Here is a 22078-nt window from a genome sequence, read left to right as displayed (position 1 = left end):
GGCCATGCGCCCGACATGGCCGTTATGAGGCCTGTCCCGTTCTATCGGTTCTCTTCGGGCTTTTTGGCCTGTTTTGCAAGAGGGTGGTGCTCACTCACAAGGCGGTGCAGCCGCTCTTCGAGGACGTGCGTGTAGATCTGGGTCGTTGCGATGTCGGCATGGCCAAGAAGCTCCTGCACGATGCGCAAATCGGCTCCATTGGCCAACAGATGGCTGGCGAAGGCATGCCGCAGAATGTGCGGCGAGACGGCGGCGGCAGGCAGTCCGGCCCGCATCGCGAGCGCCTTCAAATCCCGCGCGAAGACCTGCCGCGCCAGATGCCCGGAAGCCGAATCTGCCGGGAATAACCATTTTCGCTGATCCTCTTCCCCCTCGGGATCGAGCGCGCGGAAAGCGGTCATCGCGTCGCGCGATCGGCTCGAAAGCGGAACGAGCCGCTCCTTGTTGCCCTTGCCGCGGATCATCAGGAAAACCCCATCCTGCGAGAGGACGTCGGCCGGCAGGCTGACGAGTTCGCTGACGCGCATGCCCGTGGCGTAGAGCAGTTCCAGCAAGGCCAGGAGCCGCAAGCGCCGCTGCTGCTCGAAGCGTGATAGTTCGTCCTCGCCAGCCTCCCGTTCAGCCTGCGCGATGAGGCGGTCGACCTCGGCGATGGACAGTGTCTTCGGCAGCGCTTGTGCCTTGCGCGGCGAATCGAGTGTTGCCGTCGGATCGTCGGCGCGCAGACCTTCCCCATAAAGAAACCGAAAGAACTGCCGAAGCGCTGACAGGCGCCGGGCTTGCGAGGCTGGAGCAAGACCACGGCCGGCGACGTCGGCGAGATAAGCCTTCAGATCGGAAACGCCCGCCTCGGTCAGGCTTCGTCCGTGCTCGCGCTGGAAAGACAGCGCATCATCGAGATCCCGGCCATAGGAGGACAAGGTGTTGACCGCCGCGCCGCGTTCCACGCTCAGCATTTCCAGGAAGGCTTCTATGTGGGCGGCGCTGAGATCACGCATCGCTTCGATCCGATGTCACGTCAGTTGGCGACACGGCTCCCGGGCTCGGGGTTGACCCGCTCCGTCGGGATGCGCACCGTGATTTCCCGCGGTTTCGGCTCGACGAACATGATCAGCGCGAACATGGCACCGTAGACAAGCCCGGCCACGATGCCACAGAAAACGAGAAAACGGATGAGAGACGGCATCAATTCTTCCGGCCGGTTCGAGGCGCGCTGCTGATTCCCTTTATGAGCGAGGGGCAGAACGAGTGCAAGTTGCGCAACTGCATGGAAGACAGTGCGATGCCGCTGCTGCTTGACCCTATCGGCCGATTTCGCGATAGGAAAGACCATGATGAGAAAGCCGAGCTTCCATGTCGACGGCCGCCGCCCTTAGCTTGCCTGATCTATGTCGCCAGGCGCGCGAAGCGATCGGCACACGCAACCTCGTTTTCGTCGGATTGATGGGCGCGGGCAAGTCGGTGATCGGCCGGATGACCGCAAGCGCGCTTCAGATTCCGTTCATTGATTCCGATGCCGAAATCGAGCGTGTGTCACGCATGACCATTGCAGAACTCTTCGAAACATACGGCGAAACAGAATTCCGTTCGCTTGAGGCGCGGGTAATCCGCCGTCTTTTGAAAACCGGCCCACGCGTTCTGTCCACAGGCGGCGGCGCCTTCGTCAACGGCGAAAGCCGTACACTCATCAAGGAACGCGCTCTGTCGGTGTGGCTGGAGGCCGATCTCGAAGTGCTGTGGGAGCGCGTCAGCAAACGCGACAACCGGCCGCTGCTGAAGACGCCCGATCCGAGAGGCACGTTGCAGACGCTGATGACGGCGCGGTACCCCATTTACGCCGAAGCCGACATCACGGTGCGTTCGCGCGCCGTGCGCAAGGAAACCATCGTGGAGGAAACGCTGGCGGCCATCGCCGGCCGAGGCTGCCAATGACATCCATCGAAGGCCGCACCGGAGACGGTGCAAGAACGGTTCGTGTCGCGCTCGGCACGCGTTCCTACGACATTCATATCGGGCCGGGGCTGATTGCCCGGGCGGGAGAACTGATCGGCGCGCGGCTGCCTGGCGTTCGGGCTGCGATCGTCACCGACGAGACCGTCGCCGCCCACCATCTGGCAACCCTGCATCAGGCACTCGAAGCCGCGGGCATCAAGGCCTGCGATATCGTCGTTCCCGCCGGTGAAAAGACCAAGAGCTTCGATCGGCTGGTCGAGGTGACGGGGACACTGCTCGATGCGCGGCTCGAACGCGCCGACGTGGTGATCGCGCTGGGGGGAGGCGTGATCGGTGATTTGGCGGGCTTTGCGGCCGGTATCGTGCGCCGCGGCATGCGCTTCGTCCAGATCCCTACCTCGCTGCTTGCGCAGGTCGACAGTTCCGTCGGCGGAAAGACAGGCATCAACATGCCGCAGGGCAAGAATCTGGTTGGCGTCTTCCATCAGCCGCATCTGGTCATCGCCGATACGGCAGTGCTCGATACGCTGTCGGACCGGGAATTTCGTGCCGGCTACGCCGAGGTCGCGAAATACGGTCTGATCGACAAGCCAGAGTTTTTCGCCTGGCTGGAATCAAACTGGCGTGACGTCTTCACCGGCGGCGCGGGAAGGGTGGAGGCGATCGCGGCGAGTTGCCAGGCCAAGGCCGATGTTGTTGCGGCCGATGAGCACGAGGCCGGCGCGCGCGCGCTGTTGAACCTGGGCCATACCTTCGGGCATGCACTGGAGGCGGCGACCGGCTATGATGGCGCGCGTCTGGTCCATGGCGAGGGCGTCGCCATCGGCATGGTGCTGGCGCATGAATTCTCCGCACGTATGAACCTTGCAAGCCCGGATGACGCCCACCGCGTCGCCGCACATTTTGAGGCGGTCGGACTGCCGACGCGGCTGGACGAGATTCCAGGCGGGTTGCCCCCCGCCGAAACGTTGCTGGACCTGATGGGACAGGACAAGAAAGTCAAGCGCGGCAAACTCACCTTCATTCTGACGCGTGGCGTCGGCGAGGCATTCATTGCTGACGACGTACCGCCATCCGAAGTTCTGGCCTTCCTAAAGGATAAGCAATCCCGATGACCATCGATGGTTTCATGTCCATTCTGTCGGAGTATTGGCTCACCGGGCTCGCGATCCTGGTGCTGATCGGAACGTCTGCTTTCTTCTCCGGCTCGGAAACGGCGCTGACGGCCGCGTCGCGCTCGCGCATGCACACGCTCGAGGCGAACGGTGATCCGCGTGCCGGCGTGGTTGCCCGTCTGATCGATAGACGCGATCGACTGATCGGCGCATTGTTGATCGGAAACAATCTGGTCAACATCCTCGCCTCGTCGCTGGCAACGAGCCTGCTCCTCGGGATATTCGGTGATTCCGGCGTGGCGGTCGCAACGATCGCCATGACCGTGCTGCTCGTTATCTTTGCCGAAGTTCTGCCCAAAAGCTGGGCGATCTCGACGCCCGATCGGTTCGCGCTGACGGTTTCGGCTCCGGTCAATATTTTCGTGCGTGTCGCAGGACCGCTGTCGACAGCGGTCAATTGGATCGTGCGCCGCATTCTGGCGCTTTTCGGCGTCACCCTGTCAGCCGAAAGCTCGATGCTGACGGCGCACGAGGAACTTCGAGGCGCCGTCGACCTGCTGCACCGGGAAGGCTCTGTGGTCAAAGCCGATCGCGATCGGCTGGGCGGTGTGCTCGATCTCGACGAGCTGGAAGTCTCGGACATCATGGTGCATCGCACGTCGATGCGCATGGTCAGCGCCGACGACCCTCCGGAAGCTGTGGTGAGGACGATCCTGGACAGCCCGCACACGCGCATGCCCGTATGGCGTGGAGAAACCGACAACATCATCGGCATCGTCCATGCCAAGGATCTGCTGCGCGCGCTCGCCGATGTCGGCAACGATCCCGGCCGCATCGATATCTCCAAGATAGCGCAGAAGCCGTGGTTCGTCCCCGATACGACGAATCTCAAGGATCAGCTCAACGCGTTTCTGCGGCGCAAGGCGCACTTTGCCATCGTTGTCGACGAATACGGCGAGCTGGAAGGTCTTGTGACGCTGGAGGACATTCTGGAGGAGATCGTTGGCGACATCTCCGACGAGCACGATATCGACATGCAAGGCGTGCGCACCGAGGCGGACGGTTCGGTGGTTGTCGACGGTCAGGTGCCGATCCGCGACCTCAACAGGGCCCTCGACTGGAGCCTTCCGGATGAAGAGGCCACAACGATCGCAGGTCTCGTCATCCACGAATCGCAGACGATCCCCAATGAGCGTCAGGCGTTCACCTTCCACGGCAAGCGATTCATCGTGATGAAACGGGAAAAGAACCGCATCACCCGGCTCAGGATAAAGCCCCTGGAAGAGGGAGAATTGGGTCGATAGACAAGGAAATGCGGCAGCGACTGCCTACCAGCGGGTCGGCTCGCCCGGCGCTGCCGGCTCCAGAGCCAGCGCGTGAACCCCCGCCTCGATTTCCGGCCGAAGCAACTCATTGAGTGCACGGTGACGCGCGATGCGCGACATCCCGGCGAAGCTGCCGGACACGATGCGGATGCGAAAATGGGTTTCGCCGCTGCCATTGAACTCCGGTTTATGGCCCGCGTGAAGATGGCTCTCGTTGATCACCTCGATGCGTTCGGGTGCGAAGGCATCGCGAAGCTTGCGGTCGATCGTCGCTGCTATGGTCATGGCAAGGTCCATTTTCGAGATGGTGAGGCGCAGCTTTCCTGCGAAGCTCGATGGCGCGCGCGATCCATGCCACGAAACGGCGAACCTGTTTCGCTGCGATAGAGAGCAACCTTGCGCATTGTCAATCCTTGTTCGCGCTCGGGGCGCACTCCATAATACGGGAGATGAAGCTGGATTCGAAATATTTTGACGGCATCCGCACGCGTGGCAAGAGCCGTGCGCGCGCCGAGCCGTCGACGCCCGTGTGTCAGTGGGACGGGTGCGATGCCAAGGGCACGCACCGTGCGCCCGTGGGCCGCGATGCGGAAGGTGAGTATTTCCTTTTTTGCGTCGACCATGTGCGTCAGTACAACAAGGGATACAATTATTTCTCCGGTCTGTCGGATGGAGAGATCGCGCGCTATCAGAAGGAGGCGCTGACGGGCCATCGGCCAACCTGGACCGTCGGTGTCAACAAAGCCGCGCGCCACGGCCCGGCACACAATCAGGCGCGCTCGGGCAGCGCGGCGTCCGCAGCCAGAATGCGCGACCCTTTCGGCTTCTTCAACGAAAGCCGTGCACGGCGCCAGCGCGGCGGTCCACCGCAGCGCAAGCTGAAATCGCTGGAAGCAAAGGCCTTCGAGACGCTCGGCCTCGACGGAGGGGCGGACGCGGCCGACATCAAGGCGCGCTACAAGCTGCTGGTCAAGAAGCACCACCCGGATGCCAATGGCGGCGACCGTTCCTCCGAGGAGCGTTTTCGCGCTGTTGTGCAGGCCTATCAATTGTTAAAGCAGTCCGGTTTCTGCTAAGCGATCCTGCAAGCCTCGCCAGCTGAGAGCCCAAGTCCCAGATCAAGAGAAACCGCGTCTCGCGGAAGGCATGATGAACAAGATCGATCTCGACATTTCGAATTTGCCGGACACGACCGTTTCGGTCCGCGAAACCTTCGGCATAGACAGTGACATGAAGGTGCCCGCCTATTCGGCAGGCGACGCCTATGTCCCGGATTTCGATCCGGATTACCTTTTTGACCGGGATACGACGCTCGCGATCCTCGCCGGCTTCGCCCACAATCGTCGCGTCATGGTTTCGGGCTATCACGGGACCGGCAAGTCGACCCATATCGAGCAGGTCGCCGCGCGCCTCAACTGGCCGTGCGTTCGCGTCAATCTCGACAGCCACGTCAGCCGCATCGATCTCGTCGGCAAGGATGCCATCGTCGTCAAGGACGGGATGCAGGTCACCGAATTCAAGGACGGCATCCTGCCATGGGCTTACCAGCACAATGTCGCGCTGTGCTTCGACGAATACGATGCCGGCCGCCCGGACGTCATGTTCGTTATTCAGCGTGTGCTTGAATCGTCGGGCCGACTGACGCTGCTCGACCAAAGCCGCGTCATCAGGCCGCATCCGGCCTTCCGGCTGTTCGCGACGGCCAACACGGTAGGGCTTGGCGACACGACCGGTCTCTACCACGGCACGCAGCAGATCAACCAGGCACAGATGGACCGGTGGTCCATCGTCACGACGCTCAACTACCTGCCGCACGACAATGAGGTCAACATCGTCATAGCCAAGGTCAAGAGCTTCGATACGGAGGACGGCCGTGACACGATCTCGCGCATGGTGCGCCTGGCCGACATGACGCGCGCAGCATTCATGAACGGCGATCTTTCGACGGTGATGAGCCCGCGCACGGTGATCACCTGGGCGGAGAACGCAGAGATCTTCGGAGACATCGCTTTTGCATTCCGCGTCACCTTCCTGAACAAGTGCGACGAGTTGGAGCGGACACTGGTTGCCGAGCAATATCAGCGCGCCTTCGGTGAAGAGCTGAAGGAAAGCGCCGCGAACATCGTGCTCGACGCGGCGAGCTGACGAGCGCACGATGGCCGGGCGAGGCGACAATCTGCGAGGCAAGCCGGGCGGGCCGGTGGATACAGAGCCGTTCAAGCGGGCGTTGACCGGCTGCATCCGTTCGATCGCGGCGGATCACGAACTCGAGGTCGTCTTCGCCAACGATAAGCCTGGTCTCGCTGGCGAGCGGGCACGCCTGCCTGACCTGCCGAAGCGACCCAGCCGGCACGATCTGGCCGTAACACGCGGCATCGGCGACTCCATGGCCTTGCGAAAGGCCTGTCACGATGCCCGCGTCCATTCGACGATGGCGCCTGCGGGCACGGAGGCGCGCGCGGTTTATGATGCCGTCGAGCAGGCGCGCGTTGAGGCTATCGGAACCCGCCGAATGTCGGGCGTCGGCGACAATCTCGCCTCGATGCTCTCGGATAAATATGCCAAGGCCAACTACAAGGGCATTCTGCGCCAGGAAGACGCTCCGCTGGAGGAAGCCGTCGCATTGCTGGTGCGCGAGCGGCTGACGGGGCGCAAGGCGCCCGTCTCTGCAGGTCGGGTCGTTGATCTCTGGCGTGACTGGATCGAGGAGAAGGCCGCCGGCGATCTGGAAGATCTGGTCGGTTCGGTGGATGATCAGCAGGCCTTCGCCCGCACCATGCGCCATATCCTCGCCTCCATGGAGATGGCCGAGGATTACGGCGAGGACGAGGACCAACAGAGCGACGAGCAGGACAGCGACGAGGACGATCAGCCCCGCTCCAACGAAGAAAACGAGCAAGGTGCCGACGAGCAGGCCGGCTCGGATTCGGCGCCGGCGGAGGAAAACGATTCCGCCGAGGAGCAATCCGAGGCGGGTGAGATGGATGGCGCAGAAGTCTCCGACGAGGAGATGGACGACGACATGGACGACGAGGCCGAAACGCCCGGCGAAACGCGGCGCCCCAATATCCCGCTGTCCGATATCAACGAAAAGGTGGACTATCGGGTCTTCACCGAGGCCTTCGATGAGGAAGTTGCCTCCACCGATCTGTGCGACGAAGCCGAACTCGACCGCTTGCGTGCCTTCCTCGACAAACAACTGGCTCATCTGCAAGGCGTGGTCGGGCGCTTGGCCAACCGTTTGCAGCGCCGCCTGATGGCACAGCAGAACAGGGCCTGGGACTTCGACCTGGAAGAAGGCTATCTCGATCCGGCTCGCCTTTCGCGCCTGATCATGGATCCGATGCAGCCGCTTTCCTACAAGATGGAACGCGACACGAATTTCCGCGATACGGTCGTGACGCTGCTTATCGACAATTCGGGTTCGATGCGGGGTCGGCCGATCACCGTCGCGGCCACCTGCGCAGACATTCTTGCTCGTACCCTGGAGCGTTGCGGCGTCAAGGTGGAGATACTCGGCTTCACCACCAAGGCCTGGAAGGGCGGCCAGGCGCGGGAGAAATGGCTGGTCGACGGCAAGCCGGCCAATCCGGGCAGGCTCAACGATCTGCGTCACATCGTCTACAAATCGGCCGATGCACCTTGGCGGCGTGCCCGTCGCAATCTCGGCCTGATGATGCGCGAGGGCCTGCTGAAGGAGAACATCGACGGTGAGGCGCTGATCTGGGCGCACAACCGTCTTCTGGCAAGGCCGGAACAGCGCCGTATCCTGATGATGATTTCAGATGGCGCGCCGGTCGATGATTCCACCTTGTCCGTCAACCCCGGCAACTACCTCGAACGGCACCTGCGCGCCGTGATCGAGGAGATCGAGACCCGCTCCCCGGTAGAACTCCTGGCAATCGGCATCGGGCATGACGTGACCCGTTACTATCGCCGTGCCGTGACGATCATCGATGCCGAGGAACTGGCGGGCGCGATGACCGAACAGCTCGCCTCCTTGTTCGAGGAAGAGGCCTGGACGCCCGGTGGGCGAATGGTGCGCGGCATGCGCATGGCAGGCTGAGGTGCCGGTCCGGCATCTGGCGGCCGGCGCGCCGCTGCTTGTTGCGCTGCTTCTTTCGTCCTCTGCCATCGGGCAGGACACGTCCGGTGAAATTCCGATCAATGCCCGCGTCATCGAACATTTCGAAGTCGGCTCGGACGAGACGCGTTTCGGCTCGTTCAAGTTTGTCGGTGGCCTGGAACTGACATCGTCGAGCAGGCATCTCGGCGGCATGTCGTCGATCCGCATGGACAGCGATCGCCAGCACTTCATTGGCGTCATGGACACCGGAAAATGGTTTTCAGGCCGCATCGAGCGCGACGATGGCGGACGCATGGCGGCGATCGGCGATTTTCGCGTGACCGTGATGCGCGATGCGACCGGCAGTGAAGAAGACCGCAAATGGCTGGTCGATGCCGAAAGCCTCGCCGTGAGCGAAACGGATCTGTTCGTGGGCTTCGAGCGGGAGCATCGCGTCGATCGCTACGAGCGCCAAGCGTTTTCCTATGGGGCTGCCGTAGAAAGTCTGCCCCTGCGCATCCCGATCGAGGAGTTCCGCAACAATCGGGGACTGGAAACGGTGGCGCTCGCACCGCCGGAAGGGCCCCTGGGTGGTGCGCTGATCATCATCAGCGAGCGCAGCTTGAACACTGCGGGCAATATCTACGGCGCAGTCTTGGACGGCCCGCGTGCTGGCGTCTTCTTCGTCCGCCGGGATCCGCCATTCGACGTCACGGACGGTGCATTCCTGCCCGATGGGGACCTGTTGCTGCTGGAGCGCCGGTTCAACATTGCCGATGGCATCGGCATGCGGATTCGACGGATCGAGGCCGATGCGATCCGTCCCGATGCCACGGTTGACGGTGAAATCGTTCTGGAAGCCGATTTCGGCTTTCAGATCGACAATATGGAGGGGCTGGACGTCGTCGAAGGGCCGGACGGGGACGTGTCGCTCATTCTCGTATCCGACGACAACCACTCGATCCTGCAGCGCAGCCTGCTGCTGGAATTCAGGCTCGCTGAGTGAAGCCGTCGACCGACGCCTTCGGCTTCACTACGGTGATCAGTACGCCGTAAGGGATCAGCATCACGGTGCCGACCGCCAGCTTGACGCCGAGGTCGCCGAGCGCCCAGGAAACCCAGCGGGGTGCCTCCAGAGCGGCCATGCCAAGGAGCGGTGCCAGCGAAATGGCAAAATCGTCATTTGCGCCAAGGAAGGTAAAGCTGGCTGCGAATGCCATCGAGAAGAAGATGGCCGTGTCGACGAGCGAGCCGACAACGCTCGAGATCAGCGGCGCTTTCCACCAGCGCTGATGGCGAAGTCGATCGAAGATCGAGACGTCCAGGAGTTGCGCGATCAGGAAGGCCGATCCCGATGCGATCGCGATTCGCGGGCTCGCCAGCAGGAAGGACAGGGTGACGGCAATCAGGAAGCCGACAACGACGACGCCTCGCGCCACCCGCGCGCCGAAGCGTCGGTTGGTAAGGTCCGTGACGAGAAATGCGATCGGATAGGCGAATGCGCCCCAGGTGAACAGATCGGCCAGATTGAATCCGGCGATCGTCGCATGGATCGGGAACTGAACCAGATAGTTTGAAGCGATGACCACAATCGCCATTGCGGCGACGAAGGGCGCGTAAGACCGTATGCCTTGCATTTTTTTATCCTGGGTGATGCCACCAGTTGCAGATGTGGAGCGCGTGCGAAACACGCGCCCGGATGGACGCGTCAGATCAGGCGGCTGCCTGCTCGCCAACCTTCTTGGCGATCTGGCGCTTAAGGAGGCGTGCGCGCATGGAGAGCTCGCCATCCTTTGCCTTCGCCAGAAACGCATCAAGACCACCGCGATGCTCGACCGTGCGCAGTGCGGCTGCCGAAACGCGGAGGCGATAGCTCTGGCCCAGAGCTTCGGAAATCAGCGTCACGCTGCACAGGTTCGGCAGGAACCGGCGGCGGGTCTTATTGTTGGCATGGCTGACATTGTTGCCCGACTGGACGGCCTTGCCGGTCAATTCGCAACTGCGGGACATGGGTACACCTTCGTTCTTCGCATATCGTCAGGGCTCTGAACGACAAGGTCGCCGGGGCCATCGCTCCGGCCGCATGTCGCCGCCCGTTATCGGAAAGTCGCGGTTCTATAGTCAGCATGACCGTTCCAGTCAAGCCGAGACCGCCTGTTTCCTTCATCGGCGGGAGTGTTGCCGCGTTCGCGCCGACAGCGCAAGAGGCGATCCCCAAAAAAGGTCGCATTGATCGACCTATGGTGTGGGCGGTTGGAGCACGGTTGAGGAGATCGATGATGCGCCATGCATTCGGCGGAATCGCTGCCGCACTTGTCCTTTACGGCGTCACGGTCGTTGCGGCGGGCGCCCAGCAGACGATACATCGAGCCGACTACCGGATATCCTTTATCGGGTTGCCGGTCGCCGAGGCCACATTCAGCACGATCTTCGACGGCGAACGCTTCTCTATAGCGGGCGAGATGAATTCCGCCGGCGTCGGCAATATCGTCGGCCGCACGAGCGGGTCGACCAGCGTGACCGGGGTGAAGACGGACGACAGGTTGCAGGCGTCGAGCTATGTCGTCGCCTACAACTCGGGCCGCAAGTCGCAGCAGATGGCTGTCGCGTTCGATAACGGGACCGTCGTGTCGGCAAAGTTGACGCCGGAAAAGAAACGTACGCGCGAAGATTGGATTCCCGTCGAGCAGGCCGATCTTCAGTCTGTCATCGATCCGATCGGAGGGCTCATGGCCCCCGGCGGCGCTGACGTGTGCAACAGGACGTTGCCGATCTTCGACGGCGAGACACGGTTCGACGTGGTCCTGACCGAAGCCGGGCGGCAGCCTTTCTCCACGCAAGGTTTCGAAGGCGAAGCGATCGTCTGCAGCGCACGCGCTGAGCCCAAATCCGGTTATCACGCCAAGCACAGTTCGGTCGCGTTCGTGCGTCAGACCAGCGTTGAGGTCTGGTTTGCCAAGAACGAGGCGGCGGACGTCTATGCCCCTGTCTACGCGCGGGTGCCCACTAAGCTGGGTCCGGTGACGATCACCGCAACGCATTTCGGTTCTTGACGATGAGAGTCGCGGCTCGCTAACCCTCGCACAGACCCGTCGTTGACGACGTGGAATAGTTGCTGCGAAGGGGCAAGATGGAAATCAGGGCCACGGCAATCGGCTTCACCGCCATCCTCATGTGGTCGTTCCTCGCGCTCTTCACGGCTGCGTCGGGAACCGTCCCACCATTTCAACTGGCCGCGATGTGCTTCCTCGTCGGAGGGGCCATCGGCGTTGTCTTTCTGATGCGCCACCCCGAACGGCGCGTCGCTCTGCGTCAGCCCTTGCCAGTCTGGCTCGTCGGCGTCGGCGGGCTGTTCGGCTATCACTTCCTGTACTTCACCGCGCTCAGAAATGCTCCGGCTGTCGAGGCGGGGTTGATCGCCTACCTCTGGCCGCTGCTGATCGTTGTTGGTTCCGCGCTTCTGCCTGGCGAAAAACTGGTATGGAATCATGTCGCGGGTGTGCTCGCGGGGCTTTTGGGAACGGCGCTGATCATCGCGCGTGGAGGGATGAGCTTCGACAGTGCCTACGGCTTTGGCTACTCGATGGCACTTCTCTGCGCATTCACCTGGGCCGCTTATTCTCTGCTGTCGCGGCGCTTCGGCAGCGTTCCGACGGATGCGGTCACCGGCTTTTGCCTGGCCGCCGCCCTTCTTTCGCTGCTGTGTCACGTACTGCTGGAACAGACCGTTTGGCCAGCAGGACCGATGGAATGGCTAGCAGTGCTCGGCCTCGGACTGGGGCCGGTCGGTGGCGCCTTCTACGTGTGGGACTATGGCGTGAAGAATGGCGACATCCAGGTTCTCGGCGCATCGAGCTACGCAGCGCCGCTCCTGTCCACGGTGATCCTCATCCTTTTTGGCTATGGCGAGCCTTCCTGGCGTATCGCCATAGCATGTCTGCTCATCACAGGCGGCGCTGCCCTCGCCGCCAAGAACCTCATCTTCGCCGATCGGCGGAACGGCTCCATGTAGCCCACGAAGAGCGCTAGAAGCGGTCCTTGCGGCCGCGGATTTCGGCGAAGACATCCACGTCGCTCGCATCCTGCATGCCCAGCGTTTTGCGAATCCCCGCGTCGCCGGGCCGCAAAAAGGGGTTGGTCGCCTTCTCGATACCGAGCGTGGTCGGAGCCGTGGGCCGTCCATCCGCTCTTAGCGTCTCGATCTCGGCAAGCCGATCAGCCAACTGTTGGTTGTCCGGATCGACGGTGACCGCAAACCGAGCATTGGCCAGCGTATATTCATGGCCGAAATAGACGGTCGTATCGTCCGGCAAGGCGATGAGCCTTTGCAGCGACGTCCACATATCGTCAGCCGTTCCTTCGAAAACGCGACCGCAACCAAGTGCAAACAAGGTGTCGGCGGAAAAGAGCAGCTTGTCTTGCGGCAGATGATAGCAGACGTGGCCCATCGTATGACCCGGCGTCGCGATGACGTCGACGGGACGTCCGGCGAATGTGAACCGGTCTCCATCCTTTACGGTCCGGTCGATACCGGGAATGCGGTCCGCTTCCGACTGCGGGCCGATGATGGTGGCGCCGAAGCGTTGCTTCAGATTGACATTGCCTTCGATGTGGTCGCCGTGACGGTGGGTCGTCAGGATGTGTGTGAGCGGCCAGCCCTTGTCGTTGAGCGCGATGCGGATCGGCTCTTCTTCCGGCGCGTCGATCGACGCCGTCTCCCCGGTTTCGGGGTCGTGCATCAGAACGCCGAAATTGTCGGTCCGGCACATGAACAGTTCTATTTGAAGGGGTGCCATCAGCTCTCCTCTTTTTCCCAGTCGGCCCAATGTGCTTATCCGCCGGCCGGGTTCAAGAGGGATGCATGACGCGCCTTACGCCGCAGCCTGATTCTCATGGTGTCGCATTTCGGCGGCCTCATAGACATTCCAAAGATGTCCGAAGGGGTCGACGATGCTGCTGGCCAGCCCGCCATGGACGGCGATTGTCGGACGCACGCGAACGGTCGCGCCAGCTGTTTCGGCCTTGTCGACGATAGCACCGACATCGCCGACGGCGAGCGTCATGAGGCAGGTGGAGGCACCGAGAAATTCTGGCGACTTGGGTCCGGTCGGTACTTCATCGGCCTGCCGGCGTGGATTGGCGCCGGATACACCGAAGACCTGTTCCCCGATGCGCATCTGGTAGGAAAACGGCGTACCATCGCGCAGCCGGTGGATCTCGACGATCGACGCGCCGAAGGCGCGTTCGTAGAAGCGGGCGGCTGCGGGTTCCTCGCCGTGCTCGACGATCAGGATGGGTTTCATCATGGCTGGGTGCCTCCATCGGGCAAACATGGTCGTCCCTGATCTTCAGAGTGCTCCGACAATTGGCCCATATCGGGCCGCTGGCGTGGCAAGCCTGGGGCAGGGCGGGGCAGTTCGACGCAGTCGCAAATCGCTTGATGTCCGCTGCCGCGCTGCTACGGTCCCGAAATGAGCGTCGACATCGTTGATTTACGCCAGTTTTATCACTCGCCGCTCGGCCTTGCGGCATCGCAGGCCATTGCCATGGCCCTAACCGGCATGTGGGTTTCCGTCGGCAATGAGCGATTGTTGGGCCTTGGCTATGCCCTGCCTTATCTTGATCGGTTTCGTGCCGATACCGAGCGCACATTGGCATTCATGGCTGCGGGGCAGGGGGCGGTGAACTGGCCGATCGGTGAGCCGTCCGCCACTGCTCTGGTCTTTGATGAGGAACTGCCGCTGCCCGATGCATCGCTGGACCGCATCCTGATGGTTCATTCGCTGGAATTTGCGGAAAATCCACAAGAGACGTTGAAGGAGATGTGGCGGGTGCTGGCGCCCAACGGGCGGCTGGTCATCGTGGTGCCCAACCGTCGCGGCCTGTGGGCCCGTTTCGACAACACGCCCTTCGGAGCCGGGAGGCCCTATTCGCGCGGCCAGGTCACGCGGCTGTTGCGGGAAACAAACTTCACGCCCGGTCCGGTCTCCGAGGCGCTTTTCTTCCCGCCCTCGAGGCGCAAGTCGATGATGCGGATGAGGATGGCGATTGAGCGGCTCGGGCGCAGGCTCTGGCCGGTTTTCTCGGGTGTGATCGTCATCGAGGCGCAGAAAAGACTCTATCAGGGTCTGCCTGTCACGGCGCGCGCTTCGCGCCGCGTCTTCGTACCGGTTCTGGCGCCGCAAGGCGTGCGGGCCGGGCGTGCATTGCCGCGCCAACGCGCCGCAAAGGCCAGGCGCATCGGCGAGCCGTAAGACAAGCGATCAGCGTCTCAGCAGGAAGACGGCCTGTTGGCCAAAAAGGTTCCAAAGTGACCAGGGCAGGGAAACGGCGATTTTCTGGCCGGAGGCATCCAGTGCTTCTGCCCGCTCGATCTTGGCTCCGACCTCTTCGGTCAGCCGGACGAAGTCCTGCAGCGTACAGAAATGGATGTTGGGCGTATCGTACCACGAATAGGGCAGGTCCTTCGTCACCGGCATCTGCCCGCCGAAAAGCAGCGAGAGCCTGACGCGCCAGTGCCCGAAATTCGGGAAGGAGACGATGGCATAGCGTCCGATCCTGAGGAGTTCCTTCAGTACGATCTTGGGATTGTGGGTCGCCTGGATAGTCTGGGACAGAATGACGTAGTCGAAGCTCTCGTCGGGATAATAGACGAGGTCGTGGTCCGCATCGCCCTGGATGACGGAAAGACCACGGGCCACACACTCGTTCACCCCCTGCTGCGACAATTCTATGCCACGCCCGTCGATGCCGCGCTCGGCTGCAAGAAGTTCGAGCAAGGAGCCGTCGCCCGAACCGATGTCGAGGACGCGCGCGCCTTCTGCCACCAGATCGGCGATCACTTGGAAATCGACACGCTGCGTGCTGTTGACGCTCATCTGGCAAGCCCCCGTGCCTTCGCGGCCGACATCAGGAAGCCGCTGATCGTGGCATACATCTCGGGTTCGTCGAGCAGGAAGGCGTCATGGCCCTTGTCGGTCTCGATCTCGACGAAGGAGACGGATGCGCCTGTCGCGTTGAGCGCATGGACGATGGCGCGGTTCTCGCCGGTGGGAAACAGCCAGTCGGAAGTGAAGGAGACAAGGCAGAACCGGGTGCGTGTACCGCGAAATGCCTCGGCCAGTTGCCCGTCATGATCGGCGGCCAGGTCGAAATAGTCCATCGCCCGCGTCATGTAGAGATAGGAATTCGCATCGAAGCGATCGACGAAACTCATTCCCTGGTGTCGCAGGTAGCTCTCGATCTGGAAGTCGGCGTCGAAGCCGAACGAGGGAACATCGCGGTCCTGCAGATTGCGACCGAACTTGCGGTGCAGCGCGGCTTCCGAGAGATAGGTGACGTGGGCGGCCATGCGCGCAACGGCAAGCCCCTTGGATGGGCGCGTCCCCTTCTCCAGATAGCGGCCCTGCCGCCAGTCCGGATCGGCGATGATGGCCTGACGCCCGACTTCATGAAAGGCGATGTTCTGCGAGGTGTGCCGGGCGCCGGTCGCGATCGGCACTGCCGTGAAGACGCGTTCGGGATAGCTTGAGGCCCATTGCAGCACCTGCATGCCGCCCATCGATCCGCCGATCACGGAAAAGAGCTGATCGATGCCGAACCGGTCGACGAGCATCGCCTGCGCCCGGACCATATCCCTTATGGTCACGACGGAAAGGTCGAGCGCGAAAGGCTGGCCCGTGGCGGGATTGGGCGAGGCCGGCCCGGTCGTCCCGAGACAGCCACCGATAACGTTGGAGCAGATGACGAAATACCTGTCCGTGTCGATCGGCTTTCCGGGACCGATGAGGACCTCCCACCAGCCGGGCTTGCCCGTCACGGGATGCGTGCTCGCGCAATATTGATCGCCCGTCAGCGCGTGACAAATGAGAATCGCGTTCGACTTGTCGGCGTTCAGCGTGCCGTAGGTGCAGTAGGCGATCTGGAAAGGAGCCAGTTCGACTCCCGCGTCCAGTTGCAAAGGCTGCGTCTCGTCAAAGCGCGCAACCTCGCTCGAGGGCGTTACCGCCTCCGAACCGGCATTGACCACCGTATTGGCGCTGCTTTTCATCTGCTTTCGATCCTTCGCGTCCGCCGCTGAAGCGGAGCCGAGAGGTATGGTCGCGTGATCGGCGCTGTCAATCCCTCAAGGCCGATGTCGCTGCGAAGGATCAAGCGTTGGCGAGCGGGCGGTCGGTGGTAGCCCAACTTCACCGGCAATGTCGATGCTCTCGACTTTTCGTGCGCCAGCCGATATTCCGGCGAGGTTTTTCGTTCATTGGAAAGCCGCGAGATGACTGCCGCTGCCGAGAATGCCCTGACTGCGAACCCTGCAAACACCGCTCCCTGGCCGAACAAGGGCGTGATGGACATCGCCGCCTATGTCCCCGGCAAGGAGTCCGCTCCCGGAGTTGCCAAGGTGCACAAGCTCTCCTCGAACGAGACCCCGCTTGGCGCCAGCCCCAAGGTGAGCGACGCGCTGGCCAATGTCCTTTCCCATCTCGAAGTCTATCCCGACGGCGCCGCCACGAAGTTGCGCGAGGCGATCGCCGAGATTCATGGCCTCAATCCCGCGAACATCCTGTGCGGCAATGGCTCGGATGAACTTCTCGGCCTTCTGTGCCAGACCTACCTGAGCGCTGGCGATGAGGGAATATTCACCGAGCACGGCTTTCTCGTTTACAAGATACAGATCATGGCCGCCGGCGCGACGCCTGTTGTCGTGTCCGAAACCGATCTGACGGCTGATGTCGACGCAATCCTTGCTGCCGTCACGGAGCGCACACGGATCGTCTTCCTGGCCAATCCGAACAACCCGACCGGGACATACCTTCCGGCAGAGGCGGTGCGCCGCCTCCATGCAGGTCTGCCGCCCCATGTCATTCTGGTTCTCGACGCTGCCTATGCCGAATATGTTCGTCGCAACGACTATGAATCCGGCATCGAACTCGTGTCGGGCAACCGGAACGTCGTGATGACCCGGACATTTTCCAAGATCTACGGGCTGGCCGGCCTCAGGATCGGCTGGATGTACGCGCCGGCGGCGATCGTCGACGCCGTCAACCGGGTTCGCGGTCCGTTCAACGTCAACGCGGCGGCAATCGCCGCCGGTGCGGCGGCGGTTCGCGATCGCGCACACATCGACCGCGCCCTGGCGCACAATCATGAATGGCTGGTCAAGGTGACCGAGGCGATCGAGGGTCTTGGACTGACGGTCACGCCATCGGTCGGCAATTTCGTGCTTATCCACTTTCCCGAAACGCCCGGCAAGCAGGCCGAGCAAGCCGACGCCTATCTGACCGCCCGCGGCTATATCCTCAGGCGCGTCACGGGGTACGGCTTCCCCAACGCGCTGCGTATGACCATCGGATCGGCCGAAGCGAACCAGGGCGTCATCGACGCTCTCAAGCAATTCCTGAGATAATAGCGTCCACGACGGCGAGACGAAGGTCTCCGCAGCGGGATGCGGAAACGACTGGATTCCATGCAGACCATAATTTTTGACAAGATCGCGCTGATAGGCATCGGCTTGATCGGCTCTTCACTGGCACGCGTCATCCGACGCGAGGGCCTCGCACGCCATCTGGCGATCGCCACCCGATCCTCCGAAACGCTTGAACAGGCGCACCATCTGGACCTCGGCGACAGCTACACAACGTCCAACGCCGAAGCGGTGCGCGATGCTGATCTCGTAATCGCATCGGTTCCGGTTGGCACGTCCGAAAGCGTTGCCCGCGATATCGCCGGCGACCTGAAAGAAGGCGCCATCGTTACGGATGTCGGTTCCACCAAGGGATCCGTCATCGAGCAGATGCGGCCCCATCTGCCGTCTCATGTGCATTTCATTCCCGGCCACCCGATCGCCGGCACCGAGCGCTCCGGCCCGGACGCGGGTTTTGCCGAACTCTTCGAAGGTCGCTGGTGCATCCTCACCCCGCTTGAGGGGACCGATGCTGACGCGATGGCACGTCTTGCAGCCTTCTGGCGCGCCTGTGGGTCGGATGTCGACAGCATGGACCCGGTGCATCACGATATGGTGCTCGCCATGGTCTCGCACCTGCCGCATCTCATCGCCTACAATATCGTCGGCACGGCAGACGACCTCGAGACGGTGACCAAATCGGAGGTCATCAAATATTCGGCCTCGGGCTTTCGCGACTTTACTCGTCTGGCCGCGTCCGATCCCACCATGTGGCGCGACGTTTGTCTGCACAATAAGGATGCGATCCTGGAAATGCTGGCCCGCTTTTCGGAGGACCTGGCCTCGCTTCAGCGGGCCATTCGCTGGGGCGACGGCGACAAGCTGTTCGACCTTTTCAATCGCACACGGGCGATCCGCCGTTCGATCATCGAAGCGGGTCAGGATGTCGATGTGCCGGACTTCGGCCGACAGGCGGGCAAGGCGCCGGCCGAGTAGCTGTCAGATCGGTGGAATTTCACCGATGGGGATAATGCCGAAGGCCACCCGGCCTTCGCGCACCTGCAGAGTGACCGAAAGACTTTCGCCGTCGCCCATCGACTGCATCAGGCCACCGGCCGTGCGCACCATGCTGCGCGCGCCCGGCAGCAACTCGCTGAGCGTCGTTGTCCAGATCTCGAGCTGATCGATCGCCACATCGAATTCGCCGCTGAGCAGCCCGCTTTCGGTGAAGGCGAAAGGGCCGCTCAAACGAAGCGATGCTCCCCCATCCAGCACGACACTGACATTGGTCAGCCGGCCGCTGGCGCCGCGAAGCGCCTCGACCTCTATTGCCCGGCCGCTGAGGAAATCCCGGCCGTTCGTGATCTGCGCTTCTCCGACGAGATCGAGTTGCGGCAGGTCGACCGGCAACGCCGGATTTTCCAGTATCGCGCCGGTCGTCCGTATGGCGAAGTCGAGGTCGGGACCATTGGCACGACCATGCATTTCGAGCGTTGACGCATCGAAGCCGACCGAGCCGATATCCGGGCTGTTGATCGCCGCGTCGACGTCGCGCCCCTCGATCGATGCACGCTGAAGGCCGGATGTTCCGAATACGGTGCTGGCCCGCAGCGAGGACCAGTCTGCGGTGACGTTCTCTCCGTCAGGGCGCGAAACTTCCATCGGCCCGTCCAGTTCGGAAACGATGTGACCCGGCCGATAGATTTGCGCCGCAGACCTGAACGAGGCGGCCGAAACACTGCCTTCCTGTGCGCCGTCGGCAGTTACGCGGCTGCAAAAAACGCCAAGCCTGAACGGATAGCCGCGGACTTCCAGGTCGTCGCAACTGGCGACGACCTCTTCAGCTGCAAGATCGGCGATCAGACCCTGCACACGCCCCTTGAGCTGATCGGCGAGGTAGTACCAGACGGCGGAATAGCAGAGGATGGCCGCGAGAATGAAGATGGCCAGGCCGACGAGCTTCGTCGATGGTTTGCGTCTTCCGTCCGTGCTTGACCTCACCATGCCGATCTCCAATTGTGCGCCTCGTGAATCATGCGGCGACCGTGAGCGGCGATATGGACGAATTTTGGGTTTTTGGCTACGGCTCGCTGATGTGGCGGCCAGGCTTCGACTACGTCGATGCGTCCCACGCGCGACTATATGGATACCACCGTGCGCTGTGCGTACGCTCCCATGTCCACCGCGGCACGCCGGAGCGGCCGGGCCTCGTCCTGGGGCTGGACAAGGGTGGCTCCTGTCTTGGTATCGCATTTCGGGTCAAGATGGATCACGCCGACAAGGTGGTCGACTATCTGCGCGCGCGTGAACTGGTGACGCATGTCTACAAGGAGCGGCACGTCCAGCTGCAATTGAGGTCCGGGCGCCGCGTTCCGGCGCTGGCTTTCGTCGTCGATCGTGGCCATGCGCAATATGCCGGGGCGCTGTCCACCGAGGAGGCTGTTCGCCAGGTTTGCGGTGCTGTGGGCGTCTCCGGGCCGAATGAGGAATATGTGATCAACACCGTCAATCACCTCAACCAGATGAACATCCGCGACCATTGGCTGGAACGTGTGGCGAGCGCGGTCGAAAGGCCGGGCGCTAGCGCGTCGGAGTAGGGGCGGGTATCTGCCCGCTTGCCGGCTGTGCGGCCCTCAGCTGCGCATAGCGAATGCGCGCCGTTGGTGGCAGCGGTACATGCGGATTGGCCTCGATCGTCTCGACGAGCAACCGGTCGCTTTCTTCTTCCATCTGGGCGATCAGGGTTTCCAGAAAGGTGTCAGGATCCAGTCCCGGCGCAATCGGCGGCAAGACCTTGACCTTGAAGTGTCCTGGATAGCGCAGAAACTTGCGGCGCGGCCAGAAAAGGCCGGGATGCATCACGACGGGCACCACGGGGACGCCGACATTCGCATAGATCCGCGCGATCCCGTATTTGTAATCCGGCGGTGCCCCGGCCGACCGCCGCGTGCCTTCCGGATAGATGATCAGCTGGCGGCCCTTGGCCATCTCGGCCCGCGTGCGCTCCATGACCTGAGCCATGACCCGGCCCCTCGCGCCGCGATTGACCGGAATCATGCGCATCTTGGCGATATACCAGCCGAAGAGCGGAATCCACATCAGTTCGCGCTTGAGAATGTAGACCGCGTCGGGGATCCACGGCAGCAGCGCGTAGGCGTCCCAGAACGATTGGTGCTTCGGCGCGAGGATGAAGCCACCAGCGGGAATGTTCTCCAGCCCCTCGATCTCGAAGGTCGTTCCGACAAGACTTTCCATCAGCCAGTGGTTGGAACGCACCCAGTTCTTGGGCACCGACCAGGCCTTTCGTCTCGGCGCCAGGAAGTAGTACGGCGACAGGACGATCATCCGAGCGATGAGATTGAGGTAGAAGGCGAGATTGAAGAGAACGGAGCGGGCGGCGATCATTCCAGGCATTGCATCTCAATCGGCAGTTTCAGCGAACGGGCGACGAGCGAACGGTACGGCGGATGCCGGTTCACTCCGTGCCCACCTGCACCATATCGTCTTCGGGCAGACTTGGCTCCTGGTCGGTGCGAAGTCCACTGGCCGTGCGGGTGCCCGCCACTTCGCTGAGCCGTGCCCATGCGTATTTGCTGTACTCGCCGATCATCAGCCGCAGCACTTCCGGTTTGGTCAGCCAGTTCTCGGTCTTCAGATTGCCGAATGCCACCGGATACGCGGTATAGGTCGTCAGCGGGTCGACCCTTCGCAACTCAAGCAGGCTGCGGGGTATGTGATAATCGCTCGTGACAATGAGGACGCGAGAAAAACCATGCTCGCGAATCCATCGTGCGGTTTCGTTGGCATTGCCGATCGTGTCGATCGCATCGTGGCCGATATCCACGCAGCACTCGAAAAGCGCATCCGATCCAGACGTCATGTTCTTGATCTGGTTGCCGGTGGTCAGCGGATTGACCCCGGAGATCAGCAGCCTGTCGCCGACACCATCGTTGAAGAGCCGGATCGCGTGATCGATGCGATGAGATCCTCCGGTGAGAACGACAATCGCATCGGTTTCGCTGATGGCTGCCGGGGGTTCGAGCATGGCCACCTCTTCGGCGAAACGCAGGAAGCCGCCAACTGCCAGCCCGGAAATGAGAAACAGGCACAGGAGAACCAGCGATACAGAGCGCATCGCCCATCGTCCCGTCCTGCCCTGCACTCGAACCGGAGTCTCCTGAGTTTTCTCCCGGGGTGGCGCCGTGTCGTGTTCGGGAGG

At 62.2% G+C, this 22078-nt stretch carries 25 protein-coding genes; 13 read left to right on the top strand and 12 right to left on the bottom strand.

Annotation, left to right across the window (positions count from 1 at the left end):
* Positions 1-41: 41 nt before the first annotated feature.
* Together CN673_RS07815 and CN673_RS07810 are read right to left on the bottom strand one after the other, a co-directional pair.
* A complete protein-coding gene (locus CN673_RS07815) occupies positions 42-998 on the bottom strand; it encodes a site-specific tyrosine recombinase XerD (protein WP_099865712.1) in 957 nt (318 codons plus the stop codon).
* A gap of 20 nt (positions 999-1018) precedes the next feature.
* On the bottom strand, positions 1019-1186 hold the full coding sequence (locus tag CN673_RS07810) for a histidine kinase (RefSeq protein ID WP_099866090.1): 168 nt from the start codon (positions 1184-1186) through the stop codon (positions 1019-1021).
* 167 nt (positions 1187-1353) lie between these two features.
* Between CN673_RS07810 and CN673_RS07805 the strand changes: the two genes are divergently transcribed.
* The 3 genes from CN673_RS07805 to CN673_RS07795 are packed head-to-tail and all read left to right on the top strand — an operon-like array spanning position 1354 to position 4372.
* Entirely contained in the window at positions 1354-1932 is a 579-nt protein-coding gene (locus CN673_RS07805) for a shikimate kinase (RefSeq protein ID WP_099865711.1), read from the top strand.
* On the top strand, positions 1929-3068 hold the full coding sequence (gene aroB / locus CN673_RS07800; protein WP_099865710.1) for a 3-dehydroquinate synthase: 1140 nt from the start codon (positions 1929-1931) through the stop codon (positions 3066-3068). Before CN673_RS07805 ends, aroB begins: the two co-directional genes overlap by 4 nt.
* Positions 3065-4372, top strand: a complete 1308-nt coding sequence (locus CN673_RS07795; protein ID WP_099865709.1) for an HlyC/CorC family transporter — start codon at positions 3065-3067, stop codon at positions 4370-4372. Before aroB ends, CN673_RS07795 begins: the two co-directional genes overlap by 4 nt.
* Positions 4373-4396: 24 nt before the next feature.
* On the opposite strand, the gene CN673_RS07790 is transcribed toward CN673_RS07795, so the two are convergent.
* Complete coding sequence (locus CN673_RS07790) at positions 4397-4678, bottom strand: BolA family protein (protein ID WP_099866089.1); 282 nt, start codon at positions 4676-4678, stop codon at positions 4397-4399.
* A 164-nt stretch (positions 4679-4842) separates the two neighbouring features.
* Here CN673_RS07790 and CN673_RS07785 point away from each other — a divergent pair, with 164 nt between their 5' ends.
* The 4 genes from CN673_RS07785 (at position 4843) to CN673_RS07770 (ending at position 9465) form a co-directional block, all read left to right on the top strand.
* Positions 4843-5469, top strand: coding sequence for a J domain-containing protein (locus CN673_RS07785; RefSeq protein WP_370853016.1), 627 nt, complete (start codon positions 4843-4845; stop codon positions 5467-5469).
* A 73-nt stretch (positions 5470-5542) separates the two neighbouring features.
* Complete coding sequence (gene cobS, locus CN673_RS07780) at positions 5543-6538, top strand: cobaltochelatase subunit CobS (RefSeq protein WP_099866087.1); 996 nt, start codon at positions 5543-5545, stop codon at positions 6536-6538.
* A gap of 10 nt (positions 6539-6548) precedes the next feature.
* Positions 6549-8459: a cobaltochelatase subunit CobT gene (cobT, locus tag CN673_RS07775; RefSeq protein WP_099865708.1), complete on the top strand. Its 1911-nt coding sequence runs from the start codon at positions 6549-6551 to the stop codon at positions 8457-8459.
* Position 8460: 1 nt separating this feature from the next.
* On the top strand, positions 8461-9465 hold the full coding sequence (locus tag CN673_RS07770; RefSeq protein ID WP_099866086.1) for an esterase-like activity of phytase family protein: 1005 nt from the start codon (positions 8461-8463) through the stop codon (positions 9463-9465).
* Here CN673_RS07770 and CN673_RS07765 read toward each other — a convergent pair.
* Entirely contained in the window at positions 9449-10096 is a 648-nt protein-coding gene (locus CN673_RS07765) for a VUT family protein (protein WP_099865707.1), read from the bottom strand. The genes CN673_RS07770 and CN673_RS07765 overlap by 17 nt on opposite strands.
* Positions 10097-10172: 76 nt before the next feature.
* A complete protein-coding gene (gene rpmB, locus CN673_RS07760) occupies positions 10173-10469 on the bottom strand; it encodes a 50S ribosomal protein L28 (protein ID WP_099865706.1) in 297 nt (98 codons plus the stop codon).
* Between the two features lie 269 nt (positions 10470-10738).
* Here rpmB and CN673_RS07755 point away from each other — a divergent pair, with 269 nt between their 5' ends.
* Together CN673_RS07755 and yddG are read left to right on the top strand one after the other, a co-directional pair.
* Positions 10739-11512: a DUF3108 domain-containing protein gene (locus CN673_RS07755; RefSeq protein ID WP_157928832.1), complete on the top strand. Its 774-nt coding sequence runs from the start codon at positions 10739-10741 to the stop codon at positions 11510-11512.
* Positions 11513-11589: 77 nt separating this feature from the next.
* A complete protein-coding gene (yddG, locus tag CN673_RS07750) occupies positions 11590-12471 on the top strand; it encodes an aromatic amino acid exporter YddG (RefSeq protein WP_099865704.1) in 882 nt (293 codons plus the stop codon).
* Positions 12472-12484: 13 nt separating this feature from the next.
* Here yddG and gloB read toward each other — a convergent pair whose 3' ends face one another.
* Together gloB and CN673_RS07740 are read right to left on the bottom strand one after the other, a co-directional pair.
* A complete protein-coding gene (gloB, locus tag CN673_RS07745) occupies positions 12485-13255 on the bottom strand; it encodes a hydroxyacylglutathione hydrolase (protein ID WP_099865703.1) in 771 nt (256 codons plus the stop codon).
* 75 nt (positions 13256-13330) lie between these two features.
* Positions 13331-13765 carry a VOC family protein gene (locus CN673_RS07740; RefSeq protein WP_157928831.1) on the bottom strand — a complete coding sequence of 145 codons (435 nt, stop codon included), beginning with the start codon at positions 13763-13765 and terminating at the stop codon, positions 13331-13333.
* A 165-nt stretch (positions 13766-13930) separates the two neighbouring features.
* Between CN673_RS07740 and CN673_RS07735 the strand changes: the two genes are divergently transcribed.
* Positions 13931-14713, top strand: a complete 783-nt coding sequence (locus CN673_RS07735) for a class I SAM-dependent methyltransferase (RefSeq protein WP_099865701.1) — start codon at positions 13931-13933, stop codon at positions 14711-14713.
* Positions 14714-14722: 9 nt separating this feature from the next.
* On the opposite strand, the gene metW is transcribed toward CN673_RS07735, so the two are convergent.
* Together metW and metX are read right to left on the bottom strand one after the other, a co-directional pair.
* Positions 14723-15337 (bottom strand): methionine biosynthesis protein MetW, encoded by a 615-nt coding sequence (gene metW, locus CN673_RS07730; protein ID WP_099865700.1) that lies wholly within the window; start codon positions 15335-15337, stop codon positions 14723-14725.
* Complete coding sequence (gene metX, locus CN673_RS07725) at positions 15334-16509, bottom strand: homoserine O-acetyltransferase MetX (RefSeq protein WP_099865699.1); 1176 nt, start codon at positions 16507-16509, stop codon at positions 15334-15336. The genes metW and metX overlap by 4 nt, the downstream gene beginning before the upstream one ends.
* Positions 16510-16731: 222 nt before the next feature.
* On the opposite strand from metX, the gene hisC reads away from it, so the two are divergent.
* Together hisC and CN673_RS07715 are read left to right on the top strand one after the other, a co-directional pair.
* Positions 16732-17862 (top strand): histidinol-phosphate transaminase, encoded by a 1131-nt coding sequence (hisC, locus tag CN673_RS07720; protein WP_099866085.1) that lies wholly within the window; start codon positions 16732-16734, stop codon positions 17860-17862.
* 60 nt (positions 17863-17922) lie between these two features.
* Positions 17923-18855: a prephenate/arogenate dehydrogenase family protein gene (locus CN673_RS07715; protein ID WP_198585943.1), complete on the top strand. Its 933-nt coding sequence runs from the start codon at positions 17923-17925 to the stop codon at positions 18853-18855.
* Between the two features lie 3 nt (positions 18856-18858).
* Here the strand turns inward: CN673_RS07715 and CN673_RS07710 are convergent, their stop codons facing one another.
* On the bottom strand, positions 18859-19863 hold the full coding sequence (locus CN673_RS07710) for a DUF2125 domain-containing protein (RefSeq protein ID WP_157928830.1): 1005 nt from the start codon (positions 19861-19863) through the stop codon (positions 18859-18861).
* A gap of 53 nt (positions 19864-19916) precedes the next feature.
* Between CN673_RS07710 and CN673_RS07705 the strand changes: the two genes are divergently transcribed.
* Positions 19917-20456, top strand: coding sequence for a gamma-glutamylcyclotransferase (locus CN673_RS07705; RefSeq protein WP_099866083.1), 540 nt, complete (start codon positions 19917-19919; stop codon positions 20454-20456).
* Here the strand turns inward: CN673_RS07705 and CN673_RS07700 are convergent.
* Together CN673_RS07700 and CN673_RS07695 are read right to left on the bottom strand one after the other, a co-directional pair.
* Entirely contained in the window at positions 20440-21264 is an 825-nt protein-coding gene (locus CN673_RS07700) for a lysophospholipid acyltransferase family protein (protein ID WP_099865697.1), read from the bottom strand. The two genes, CN673_RS07705 and CN673_RS07700, sit on opposite strands and share 17 nt — an antisense overlap.
* Before the next feature lie 70 nt (positions 21265-21334).
* On the bottom strand, positions 21335-21994 hold the full coding sequence (locus CN673_RS07695; protein WP_099865696.1) for a YdcF family protein: 660 nt from the start codon (positions 21992-21994) through the stop codon (positions 21335-21337).
* Positions 21995-22078 lie beyond the last annotated feature (84 nt).

Origin of the sequence: Neopararhizobium haloflavum (assembly GCF_002750855.1) — a bacterium.
Lineage (GTDB): Bacteria > Pseudomonadota > Alphaproteobacteria > Rhizobiales > Rhizobiaceae > Georhizobium > Georhizobium haloflavum.
Note: the sequence above shows the minus strand (reverse complement) of the source record. Positions and strands in the feature narration are given on the sequence as shown.

Excerpts from the sequence above, each read along its gene's own strand:
- CN673_RS07735 (WP_099865701.1), top strand. The coding sequence starts at position 13,931 with ATGAGCGTCGACATCGTTGATTTACGCCAGTTTTATCACTCGCCGCTC.
- CN673_RS07790 (WP_099866089.1), bottom strand. The coding sequence starts at position 4,678 with ATGACCATAGCAGCGACGATCGACCGCAAGCTTCGCGATGCCTTCGCA.
- hisC (WP_099866085.1), top strand. The coding sequence starts at position 16,732 with ATGACTGCCGCTGCCGAGAATGCCCTGACTGCGAACCCTGCAAACACC.
- CN673_RS07815 (WP_099865712.1), bottom strand. The coding sequence starts at position 998 with ATGCGTGATCTCAGCGCCGCCCACATAGAAGCCTTCCTGGAAATGCTG.
- cobT (WP_099865708.1), top strand. The coding sequence starts at position 6,549 with ATGGCCGGGCGAGGCGACAATCTGCGAGGCAAGCCGGGCGGGCCGGTG.
- CN673_RS07695 (WP_099865696.1), bottom strand. The coding sequence starts at position 21,994 with ATGCGCTCTGTATCGCTGGTTCTCCTGTGCCTGTTTCTCATTTCCGGG.
- metW (WP_099865700.1), bottom strand. The coding sequence starts at position 15,337 with ATGAGCGTCAACAGCACGCAGCGTGTCGATTTCCAAGTGATCGCCGAT.
- gloB (WP_099865703.1), bottom strand. The coding sequence starts at position 13,255 with ATGGCACCCCTTCAAATAGAACTGTTCATGTGCCGGACCGACAATTTC.
- CN673_RS07700 (WP_099865697.1), bottom strand. The coding sequence starts at position 21,264 with ATGATCGCCGCCCGCTCCGTTCTCTTCAATCTCGCCTTCTACCTCAAT.
- CN673_RS07715 (WP_198585943.1), top strand. The coding sequence starts at position 17,923 with ATGCAGACCATAATTTTTGACAAGATCGCGCTGATAGGCATCGGCTTG.
- CN673_RS07740 (WP_157928831.1), bottom strand. The coding sequence starts at position 13,765 with ATGATGAAACCCATCCTGATCGTCGAGCACGGCGAGGAACCCGCAGCC.
- CN673_RS07810 (WP_099866090.1), bottom strand. The coding sequence starts at position 1,186 with ATGCCGTCTCTCATCCGTTTTCTCGTTTTCTGTGGCATCGTGGCCGGG.
- CN673_RS07710 (WP_157928830.1), bottom strand. The coding sequence starts at position 19,863 with ATGGTGAGGTCAAGCACGGACGGAAGACGCAAACCATCGACGAAGCTC.
- CN673_RS07785 (WP_370853016.1), top strand. The coding sequence starts at position 4,843 with ATGAAGCTGGATTCGAAATATTTTGACGGCATCCGCACGCGTGGCAAG.
- CN673_RS07755 (WP_157928832.1), top strand. The coding sequence starts at position 10,739 with ATGCGCCATGCATTCGGCGGAATCGCTGCCGCACTTGTCCTTTACGGC.
- cobS (WP_099866087.1), top strand. The coding sequence starts at position 5,543 with ATGAACAAGATCGATCTCGACATTTCGAATTTGCCGGACACGACCGTT.
- CN673_RS07705 (WP_099866083.1), top strand. The coding sequence starts at position 19,917 with ATGGACGAATTTTGGGTTTTTGGCTACGGCTCGCTGATGTGGCGGCCA.
- CN673_RS07795 (WP_099865709.1), top strand. The coding sequence starts at position 3,065 with ATGACCATCGATGGTTTCATGTCCATTCTGTCGGAGTATTGGCTCACC.
- metX (WP_099865699.1), bottom strand. The coding sequence starts at position 16,509 with ATGAAAAGCAGCGCCAATACGGTGGTCAATGCCGGTTCGGAGGCGGTA.
- CN673_RS07805 (WP_099865711.1), top strand. The coding sequence starts at position 1,354 with ATGTCGACGGCCGCCGCCCTTAGCTTGCCTGATCTATGTCGCCAGGCG.
- yddG (WP_099865704.1), top strand. The coding sequence starts at position 11,590 with ATGGAAATCAGGGCCACGGCAATCGGCTTCACCGCCATCCTCATGTGG.
- aroB (WP_099865710.1), top strand. The coding sequence starts at position 1,929 with ATGACATCCATCGAAGGCCGCACCGGAGACGGTGCAAGAACGGTTCGT.
- rpmB (WP_099865706.1), bottom strand. The coding sequence starts at position 10,469 with ATGTCCCGCAGTTGCGAATTGACCGGCAAGGCCGTCCAGTCGGGCAAC.
- CN673_RS07765 (WP_099865707.1), bottom strand. The coding sequence starts at position 10,096 with ATGCAAGGCATACGGTCTTACGCGCCCTTCGTCGCCGCAATGGCGATT.